This window comes from Pseudoalteromonas sp. bablab_jr010, from assembly GCF_016464105.1.
In the GTDB taxonomy this organism is placed as follows: Bacteria; Pseudomonadota; Gammaproteobacteria; order Enterobacterales; family Alteromonadaceae; genus Pseudoalteromonas; species Pseudoalteromonas simplex.
In genome coordinates this window covers 79881-89770 of the sequence record NZ_JACDWV010000160.1, presented here as the reverse complement: position 1 = coordinate 89770, position 9890 = coordinate 79881, and the positions used below count along the sequence as shown (strand labels likewise).

The 9890-nt window shown below is 39.7% G+C and carries 7 protein-coding genes; 4 read left to right on the top strand and 3 right to left on the bottom strand.

All coding sequences use genetic code 11. The features are described 5' to 3' along the window. Positions 1-260: 260 nt before the first annotated feature. Positions 261-1754 (bottom strand): guanosine-5'-triphosphate,3'-diphosphate diphosphatase, encoded by a 1494-nt coding sequence (gene gppA / locus JIG37_RS16975; protein WP_199529894.1) that lies wholly within the window; start codon positions 1752-1754, stop codon positions 261-263. 48 nt (positions 1755-1802) lie between these two features. After that, positions 1803-3077, bottom strand: a complete 1275-nt coding sequence (gene rhlB / locus JIG37_RS16970; protein ID WP_054554680.1) for an ATP-dependent RNA helicase RhlB — start codon at positions 3075-3077, stop codon at positions 1803-1805. Between the two features lie 90 nt (positions 3078-3167). On the opposite strand from rhlB, the gene trxA reads away from it, so the two are divergent. The 3 genes from trxA (at position 3168) to JIG37_RS22875 (ending at position 6348) form a co-directional block, all read left to right on the top strand. Next, complete coding sequence (gene trxA, locus JIG37_RS16965; RefSeq protein WP_054554679.1) at positions 3168-3494, top strand: thioredoxin TrxA; 327 nt, start codon at positions 3168-3170, stop codon at positions 3492-3494. Positions 3495-3675: 181 nt separating this feature from the next. Continuing rightward, on the top strand, positions 3676-4935 hold the full coding sequence (gene rho, locus JIG37_RS16960) for a transcription termination factor Rho (RefSeq protein ID WP_054554678.1): 1260 nt from the start codon (positions 3676-3678) through the stop codon (positions 4933-4935). A 162-nt stretch (positions 4936-5097) separates the two neighbouring features. After that, a complete protein-coding gene (locus JIG37_RS22875; RefSeq protein WP_138598975.1) occupies positions 5098-6348 on the top strand; it encodes a methyl-accepting chemotaxis protein in 1251 nt (416 codons plus the stop codon). Here the strand turns inward: JIG37_RS22875 and JIG37_RS16950 are convergent. Further along, complete coding sequence (locus JIG37_RS16950; RefSeq protein ID WP_235373333.1) at positions 6321-9080, bottom strand: tetratricopeptide repeat protein; 2760 nt, start codon at positions 9078-9080, stop codon at positions 6321-6323. The two genes, JIG37_RS22875 and JIG37_RS16950, sit on opposite strands and share 28 nt — an antisense overlap. Positions 9081-9299: 219 nt before the next feature. Here JIG37_RS16950 and JIG37_RS16945 point away from each other — a divergent pair, with 219 nt between their 5' ends. Continuing rightward, on the top strand, positions 9300-9881 hold the full coding sequence (locus JIG37_RS16945) for a DNA-J related domain-containing protein (RefSeq protein ID WP_166341463.1): 582 nt from the start codon (positions 9300-9302) through the stop codon (positions 9879-9881). Positions 9882-9890 lie beyond the last annotated feature (9 nt).

Sequence of the window (9890 nt, the reverse complement as noted above, 5' to 3'; positions counted from 1 at the left end):
TACGCAAGCCGTTATTTTTGTCAACACTTAATTTTGAGAAAAGTTTATTTTTTCAAAACTCAGTCTTACTTGACTCAACCAACTCGTCGTTTTGCTTTTTTGTAAGCAGTCCGCCGTGTCGGTGGATGCGCATTATAGGGAGATCCGAATTGAGATCAACTGTTTTTTGAAGTTTTTATGAAAAAAATGACTGTTCGCGCAAAATACGAACGAAACGCGTAAAAATAGCACTAAAAAAGGCCCCAAAGGGCCTTTTAACGTTATTTTACTATAAGCTTCCAACCTACTTTTGCTTGTAGCTTGGACTCTAGTTGTAGTTCACTGGCCATTAATGGGTGATATTTTAACCAATCGCCATCAAATGTCAGTGTGAGGGTGTTTTCATTAACACTAAGATCTATTGCTGGCAGTACATCATCTTGGCGACGCATTGATAAGATCACGGCGATCCGAACAACTCTTGTTAAACATTCTGCGAGCACTTGATGACAACCTAAGTGAGCAAAGCTGTTTTTAACAAGATCAGCACGATGCTCATTAGCAACAGCTGTGATCAGTTTATGCTCAGATTGTGAGAATCCTGGCATATCTGTGTTTTCTATAATGTAAGCTGTGTGTTTATGATAAAGCTTATACTCTATCAGTAAGCCAATCTCGTGCAGTTTTGCAACCGTTCTTAATAATGCGATTGCGTTATCATCGATTGACTGCCATTGCCCCATGACGCTTTTTGCCAATTGCTCTGCTAGTTGCGCAACACGGCACGCTTGTTTTTGATCAACATGATAGCGATTCATTAAGCCATCAACAGTTCGTTTTCGAATGTCGTGGTTATGAAGCTCTGGCACCATGCTGTATAAAACACCTTCGCGTAATGCGCCGCGAGCAAGACCCATTTGTTTTATATCTAACGATTCAAACAATGCGATCAAAATAGCGAGGCCAGAAACAAACACTAAACGGCGCTCTTCGCTCAAGCCTGCAAGCTCAAGATCAGCAATAGTGTCAAATTGTACTGATTGCTCTTTAATAGCGAGAAGTTTATCAAGCGTTAAAAGCTCATCTTGGTTTTGTGCAACCATGATTTCTTGGATCGCTTGCACTGTGCCTGACGCACCGCTCGCAATTTGCCATCCGGTTGCTTGGTATTCATCGACAATTTCTGCAACCACTTCACTTGCAGCTTTAATTGCAGCAGCAAAGTTTTCGTTACTGAGCTTTTGATCTTTGAAGTAGCGTTCTAGGAAGGTAACACAGCCCATGTGTAGGCTTTTATAATGCAGTGCATCAAAACCCTGACCGATAACAACTTCGGTACTGGCTCCGCCAATATCGATAACCAGTTGTTTACCGCTACAAGCAGAGGTGTGCGCCACGCCTTTATAGATTGTCTTAGCTTCTAACTCACCGCTGATGACATTGATTTTATGACCAAGGATCTGTTCAGCTTTATGCTTGAATACATCAGCATTAGTAGCAAGACGTAAAGTTGCGGTCGCAACAATTGTGATGTTTTTCTTTGGTATGTCTTGTAGACGTTCAGCAAACAAGGCTAGGCATTCCCAACCTCGTTGCATGGCTTCAGTGCTAAGGACGTTGTTTTCATCAAGCCCTGCAGCAAGCCTTACTTTACGTTTTACTCGACCGATCGTTTGCAGACCGCCAGCAATCGATTTAGCGATCAGCATATGAAAGCTATTTGATCCTAAGTCGATTACTGCATACACATTTTTTTGCGGTTGAAGTTGCCCCACCGTTCAAAAACCTCTAGTTACTACTAAGTCTTCAATAACGGTCGTTTATCACGACCGCGATTTCTGGTAACTATTATTTGGTCGACGTCCGTTGTTATTACGATTACGTGGGCCTGTAGAATAGTTCCGCTTTTTCTGAATAGTAGGCTTAGTTAAATCATCAAGCAATGCACTTTTATCATAATGTGATAATGGAATGCTGTGTTCTATATATTGCTCAATTTCGTGGAGATTATAGGCATACTGTTCACAGGCAAAGCTAATAGCGTGTCCTGATGCACCTGCACGTCCGGTACGACCAATACGGTGTACATAGTCTTCACAATCATCTGGCAAATCAAAATTAAATACATGACTTACTTCTGGGATATGCAAACCACGAGCTGCAACGTCTGTTGCTACTAAAAAGTCTAAATCGCCTTTGGTAAATTGAGCCAAAATTGATTGACGCTTTTTCTGGTTTACATCACCGGTTAATAAACCAACTCGGTGACCATCGGCTTTCATCCATGCATAAACATTCTCACAACTGTGTTTCGTATTTGCAAACACAATCGCTTTATCTGGCCATTCTTCTTCAATTAAAGTTAACAGTAACTTAATTTTGTCATCTTGCGATGGATGGAATAGCTCTTCTTGAATACGCTTACCTGTTTTTACATCAGGCTCGACTTGTACGTGCTCAGGGTTAGTCATATGTTCAAACGCTAATTCCTGCACACGATATGACAAGGTTGCAGAGAATAATAGGTTTAATCGCTCAGACGTTTCTGGCATACGTCTAAACATATAACGAATATCTTTTATAAAGCCTAAATCGAACATACGATCTGCTTCATCAAGCACTACAACCTCGATTTCATTGAGGGTATAACAGCCCTGCTTGTATAAATCGATAAGGCGTCCAGTAGTCCCAATTAAAATATCAACGCCTTTTTCTAGTTGTGCACGTTGTTTTTCGTAATCTTCGCCACCATATACTAATCCTAAGTTAAGATTACAGTGTGGCGCTAAAATTTTTGCATCTTTGTGTATCTGAATCGCCAGCTCCCTTGTTGGGGCCATGATCAGGGCTCTTGGATGTTTACTAGATGCTTTGCTAGATTGTAATAACCGATGGCACGTGGCGGTTAAAAACGCCAACGTTTTGCCCGTACCTGTTTGTGCTTGGCCCGCAATATCGCGGCCTTCACAAATAAAAGGTAGGCATTTTGCTTGAATGGGTGTGCAATATTCAAACCCATTTTCGGTTAAACCGGCAACCACTTCCGGTGCGATAGCAAAGTCTGAAAACTTTTTATCGGTCAAATGTGTCTTAGTCATAGCGTTTAAGCATAACGTTTAAACTTGCAATAAGAAACAAGAGTGTTTAAATACGCATTAAATATTTCGCCTAACTAATCGGAGATCGCAATGAGCGAGAAAATTATTCAATTAACTGACGATAGCTTTGAAGCTGACGTACTACAATCAGACAAACCTGTACTTGTTGATTTTTGGGCTGAATGGTGCGGACCTTGTAAAATGATCGCCCCTATTCTTGACGAAGTAGCTGGCGAGTTTGATGGCCGAGTTACCGTTGGTAAACTTAACATCGACCAGAATGCAGGCACACCACCAAAGTTCGGTATCCGTGGTATCCCTACATTACTTCTTTTCAAAGATGGCCAAGTTGCAGCAACTAAAGTTGGTGCTCTTTCTAAGACTCAATTAGTAGAGTTTTTAGAAAACAACATCTAATGAAAATATAAAAAAAGGGCTTTTTGCCCTTTTTTTAGCTTTATTTTGTTTAAAGACTGGACGCCTTGCTAGTGACCTGCTAGTTTATAAAGCCAACTAATCCTTAGTTATACCAACAAACCTCACTCATGTATCAAACGATGATTTTGAGTATGACAATTGTAATAAAGAACCCACCAATATGCATTTACGCGAATTAAAAGACAAGTCTATAAAAGAGCTTGTAAACTTAGCTGAGTCCATGGGGCTCGAAAACGTAGCCCGTTTAAGAAAACAAGACATCATTTTCGCCATCCTTAAAGCGCACGCTAAAAGCGGTGAAAACATCTATGGCGGCGGTGTACTAGAGATCTTACAAGATGGTTTTGGTTTCTTAAGATCATCAGAAGCATCTTACTTAGCCGGCCCAGATGATATTTATGTATCACCGAGTCAAATCCGTCGATTCAGCATGCGTACTGGTGACTCAATTTCAGGCCTTATTCGTCCACCTAAAGACGGCGAACGTTACTTCGCACTATTAAAAGTAAATGAAGTAAACTTCGACAAACCTGAAAACTCTCGCACAAAAATCCTATTTGAAAACCTTACCCCACTACACGCAAACGAACGTTTACGTATGGAGCGTGGTAACGGTAGCACTGAAGACATCACAGCACGTGTACTTGATTTAGCCTCTCCAATTGGTAAAGGTCAACGTGCGCTTATCGTTGCTCCGCCGAAAGCGGGTAAAACCATGCTACTGCAAAACATTGCGCAATCGATCAGCTACAACCAGCCTGATTGTGAACTGATGGTTCTTCTTATCGACGAACGTCCAGAGGAAGTTACAGAGATGCAGCGCCTTGTAAAAGGTGAAGTAGTTGCCTCAACGTTCGATGAACCAGCGAGTCGTCACGTTCAAGTTGCCGAGATGGTAATTGAAAAAGCAAAACGCCTTGTTGAGCATAAAAAAGACGTGGTTATCTTACTTGATTCAATCACACGTCTTGCTCGTGCCTACAATACGGTGATCCCATCATCAGGTAAGGTATTAACCGGTGGTGTTGATGCAAACGCATTACACAAACCAAAGCGTTTCTTTGGTGCAGCTCGTAACGTAGAAGAAGGCGGTAGCTTAACAATTATCGCAACGGCTCTTATCGATACTGGTTCGAAGATGGACGAAGTTATCTACGAAGAGTTCAAAGGTACAGGTAACATGGAATTACACTTAAATCGTAAGATTGCCGAAAAGCGTGTATTCCCAGCGATTGACTTTAACCGCTCAGGTACGCGTCGCGAAGAGTTACTTACTAAACCTGATGAACTACAGAAGATGTGGATCTTACGTAAGATCGTTCATGAGATGTCAGAAATTGACGCAATGGAATTCTTAATTGATAAGCTTTCGATGAGCAAAACCAATGATGAATTCTTTGACTCAATGAAACGACAGTAACGATTACTAAGTTTTTAAAAAATGCCTGTTTAATACAGGCATTTTCTTTGCGTAAAACTAAGGACATAACACTTTAAAAGTTATACTTTTACAGAATAAGTTTATTGGTATTTGAAGAATAATTGTTCTATAAATGATTAGATATAAAGGTAAGGATCCTCTATGTCGCATTTAAAAATTGCAATTATTCTATTTGTAGTTAGCTTAATTGGCAGTATTACCAGCTTTATCATTTTCAACTCATCTATGAAAGAAATAGTCATTTTTGGCTTAGTTTCAGTCATTCCTTGGTCGCTATTAATCATTTATCTACATAAAGATAATGACAAACAAAAGGACTACCTTAAATATTTTGTATCTTGTATAACAACGAAAGATGGCATCGACTTCACTTTTCGGTTTAATGAAAGTGACAGCCAATTACCTGAGGTCTGTCACGCATTAAATGCAAGTCTAACCATGGTCGAGCATTTACTTAGTGAAGTTTCAGCTTCATCTGCGCGGCTTCTTCCTATGGCAGATGCTCTGCGAGACACCTATGCCTCAATGACTCAGAAAGCCACAATACAAAATGCACATGGAATTGATTTAGCCAATACAATAAATCGAACGATTGAAGTGTCAAGAAAGCTTGATCATAGCTTGAAAGAAATCTTTCAATCGGTTTTGGCTGCGACAGAATCAGTTCAACAAACTCGTTCTGATTCAGATAAAAGCCAAGCAAGCCTTATTAAACTTGCTGATAATATAAATCTCACAAGCGAACAAATTTTATTACTTAAACAAGACAGTGATGCCATAGGCTCAATTATTGATGTAATAAATGGCATCGCAGATCAAACCAACCTCTTGGCATTAAACGCGGCAATTGAAGCAGCCCGCGCTGGTGAGCAAGGTCGAGGCTTTGCAGTTGTCGCAGATGAAGTAAGAAACTTAGCTGCACGAACGAGTAAATCGACCCAAGAAGTGCGTGAAATGGTAGCTAAAATTCAACACAGCACCAAACTTGCAAATCAACTGATGCAAACAGCTCTCAAGGAAGCTGAAAATACAGTACAGTTATCTGATGCAACGACAAAAGAAACAAATAAAATAGAGCAGGCTATGTTAGCTATCAGCAACTACTCAGAGGGCGTTCATGAGCAAGTCGCAATACAAAGTACTATGTCTGACGAAGCCCAGGCTAGTATTGATGCAATGGTAGAATTAAACTCAGACGCACTTTCAAGTTCGCAAATTCAAGCTGTGTCCAGTAAGGATTTAGTTAGCTTAGCTCACGCTATAGATGACAAACTGTCTTTGTTTCATATTGCTCACCCAGATATCGATACTAATCAGCGTATAAATCGCGATCGTATCCAAACTAGCGACTCTTCTAAAAATCATCAAGATGGAGAGATTGAGTTATTTTGACTTACAGCAGCACAATGTAGCTGCTCAAGCAACTGAGCAACTAGGCTAGTTAAGTCTGATAATTTTTGCTGTTTTAGTGCAGACTCAAGCGCCATTGCACTCACTGCCACCTCATCTAACGCAAACATTTTTGCAGCACCACCAATGCGGTGCGCATCCTGCTGCAAATCGAAGTATTTATCAGCAGCAAAGTGTTGTTGTATTAAGGCGCTTTCGTGCTCGAAACTTGCAATAAAACTTGCGACTAAGTCGCTCATATCATGCTGAGACTTAATTGTAACGGCGTCCTTCTTACAATGCTTAGCAAGTTGCGTGTAAAACACCTTTTTATCAATTGGCTTAGCAAGATAACCTGTAAATCCCGCTTGAAGATAACCGTCGATTTCGTGACTAATAGCATTAGCCGTTAACGCATATACGGGCTGTGTAAACCCACATTCATGTAATAGTTTAAGCGCACTTAAACCATCAAGCACTGGCATCTGAATATCAAGCAACACAACATCGGGAAACTCCTTTAAACACTGCTCAACGGCTTGCTCACCATTTTCTACAGCAATCACTTCAAGTCCCATAGATTCTAAATAGCGAGAAATTAAACGGCGGTTATCTGGATGATCTTCAGCTAGCAGCACTTTGCCAGATAAGCCATTGGCAGCATGTTGTTCGAGTTTTGCAGGCTCAATGATGTCAGAGCTTGGTATATACTCTTTACAAGGTAAGTAAAATGAGAACACGCTACCTTGGTTCAGCTCACTTTCAACACTTATATAACCACCCATCATCATTGCAAGCTGTTGCGATAAACTTAATCCAAGTCCAGTACCACCGAAACGGCGACTAATACTATTGTCACCTTGGCTAAAGCAGTCAAATATTTGCTTCAGTTGCTCGGCATTCATGCCAATACCAGTGTCGGTAACATAAAACCACACACCTTGCTCAACACGCGAAACCTTTAACTCAACTTCGCCTTGGTTTGTAAACTTAATTGCATTTGCACACAGGTTAATAAGGATTTGTTTAATGCGGGTAAAGTCGAGCAAGCTATAATATTGCTCACCAAGTTCATTATGAAATGCAAAGTTCAACCCTTTATCTTTAGCCTGACCACTAAGCATAGAATGGACATCTGTAAGCAACCGAACTAAATCCCCCTCTTTTAGGCTAAGCTCTAGCTTGTTAGCTTCAATTTTACTGATATCTAGCACGTCATTTATTAGCTCTTTTAAATGATCACTTTGTTTTTGGATAACAGCAAGTTCATCATTTAAGTGCTCTGGTTTATAATAACCATTAATTAAATTATCTGTTTGCCCTAAAATTGCAGTTAGCGGCGTACGAATTTCGTGACTAATATTTGCTAAAAATTGACTCTTTATTTCGTTAGCTCTGCGCAATTTTTCTGCTGTTTCTTCAAGTTCTTTTGTTCGTTTTGCCACCATTAAAGAAAGCTGCTCTTTAGCGCCTTTTTCAATACTACGACGGTATACAGTAATACCTGTTACCACCAGCATAACGAATAAGATGAATAGCATAATGCCCAACTGTCGTTGTTTGGACATTTCGAGATCTTGTACTTGTTGACGTTGCTTTAGTTCGATTATTTCTTGATTGAGCTGAGTTGCTTGTATCTGGCTTTGTAACTCTCCCATCGACTTTAATAATTTGGCATTTTGAACCGAGTTAAATGAACGAACAAACTTATCAAAATTCGCAACGGCTGTAGCAAAATCACCTTGACCTGCTTTAATTAAAGCCATCATTCCCATACCATCTTGAACACGTAAATCGTCTTTGTACTCCTTTGCCATCTGTACTGAAGTAGTTAAAGTGGATTCAGCTTTTGTTAATTTATTCTGTAACAATTCAATTTTTGCTTGTGACAACACGCCGGCCAACTCTAAGGCTTTGTTGTCAATTTTTTTTGCAAACTCAATTGCTTTTTCGGCATGGCTTAAGGCAAGCTCTAAATCACCGGTGCGCAAATAAACATTAGCAATGTTGCCATGGCGAGAAGACAAGAAATAGGCGTTATTTGTTTCTTGATAATAGCGCAAAGCACGCTGATAATAATGCAAAGAGAGTTGATACTGCCCAAGCTCAGAATAAGCTACCCCCATATTTCCATAGGATTGAGCGACACCATCCATATCACCTAAACTTTGGAATATATTTAATGTTTCTCTGTACATTTCAAGAGCAACTTCGTAACTTGAAAGTCGAATATATATTCCGGCAATGTTATGCAAAATATCAGCTTTATCTTGCTCACTACCATGTTGCTCATAAATATCTTTGGCCTGTTTGTAGTAATTTAAAGCTTGATTCAAATTAAACATATCAAAATAAGCGAGACCAATATTGCTCATTAAATTGGCTTTAGCTAGTGGGTCAGGCATTTTTTCAGCAAAAGGTATCGCTTTTAAGTACGCTATTAGCGCCTGTTGCATCAAACCTTGATAATAGTAGGTCACTCCTTGCATTTTTATTGCACGAAAGAAACGCTCCGGATTGGTATCAAATGATGTAGATAACTCAACTTTTTGGTAATTTTCAATTGCTTTAGAAAATAAGTCTTTCTCTAATGCTAAATCGGCTAATTGCATATAAACATCAAGAGTTTGCTCATTACTCAGTGAACCTTCTGAAATTAACTGTAACCCTAGTTGATGCTTATCTTCCCACTGTTCTTGTTGTGTGAATTGCTCAAATAATGAATTTGCAGCCAAATTGAAGGGCATAACGAAAAAACAGCAAAAAAACGCTGAACAAAGTATGCTTAAACGTGTAGGTGCGAGCATATATTTAATATCCCTAATCTTATACTTGGCTTTTTATGCTAATTTTATAATGCTAAATATTTATCTCAGAGCAACTTTGTAGTTTCAATTGTTTAGCTGTGATAGCGTACACACATTTAGATTACACCAAAGTCAGGCTTGCGAACAATGGTTAACCCACTGATTGATGAGATTTTTTACCTCCTTTTGGAACAGCCTGTTTGGAAGGTTCATACGCTTGCCAGCGCACTTAGTGAATCTGGAAAAATAGAATCATTAGACGCAGACCCACAAAAAGATCTGTTTAAACGCAACTTTTTAGTTATGAATGGCTTGTATCAACTGCAAGCACAACTTGCGCCAGAGCAACAGCTAGAGATTGCCTCTTTACATATTGAACTTATTAGTAAGCAAACAAGTAACGCATTAGAAAGTCATGACCCGCTACGGGGTTATTATTTAGATTGGCAAAACTTTGATACAACAAGCGATGAAATTGATGCGTTGTTAACTGATTTTTGGCAGCGCTTTTCGTCATTTAGCCCAAAAAAGGCCATTCACTCATTACCTCAGCAGCAGCTAATACAATTACAACAGGCGTGGCAGCTACCTACTGATTTTTCGGAAAAACAGTTACAAAAGCGTTGGCGACAACTAGCGTTAAAACACCACCCAGACCGCCAAGGCTGTGCAATTGAGTTTAAGAGAATACAACTCGAATATGAGCAACTTAAAGCTAGCTGCTCATAATTAACCAGA

Coding starts and splice junctions, on each gene's coding strand:
- JIG37_RS16945 (WP_166341463.1), top strand. CDS start 9,300: ATGGTTAACCCACTGATTGATGAGATTTTTTACCTCCTTTTGGAACAG.
- trxA (WP_054554679.1), top strand. CDS start 3,168: ATGAGCGAGAAAATTATTCAATTAACTGACGATAGCTTTGAAGCTGAC.
- JIG37_RS22875 (WP_138598975.1), top strand. CDS start 5,098: ATGTCGCATTTAAAAATTGCAATTATTCTATTTGTAGTTAGCTTAATT.
- rhlB (WP_054554680.1), bottom strand. CDS start 3,077: ATGACTAAGACACATTTGACCGATAAAAAGTTTTCAGACTTTGCTATC.
- rho (WP_054554678.1), top strand. CDS start 3,676: ATGCATTTACGCGAATTAAAAGACAAGTCTATAAAAGAGCTTGTAAAC.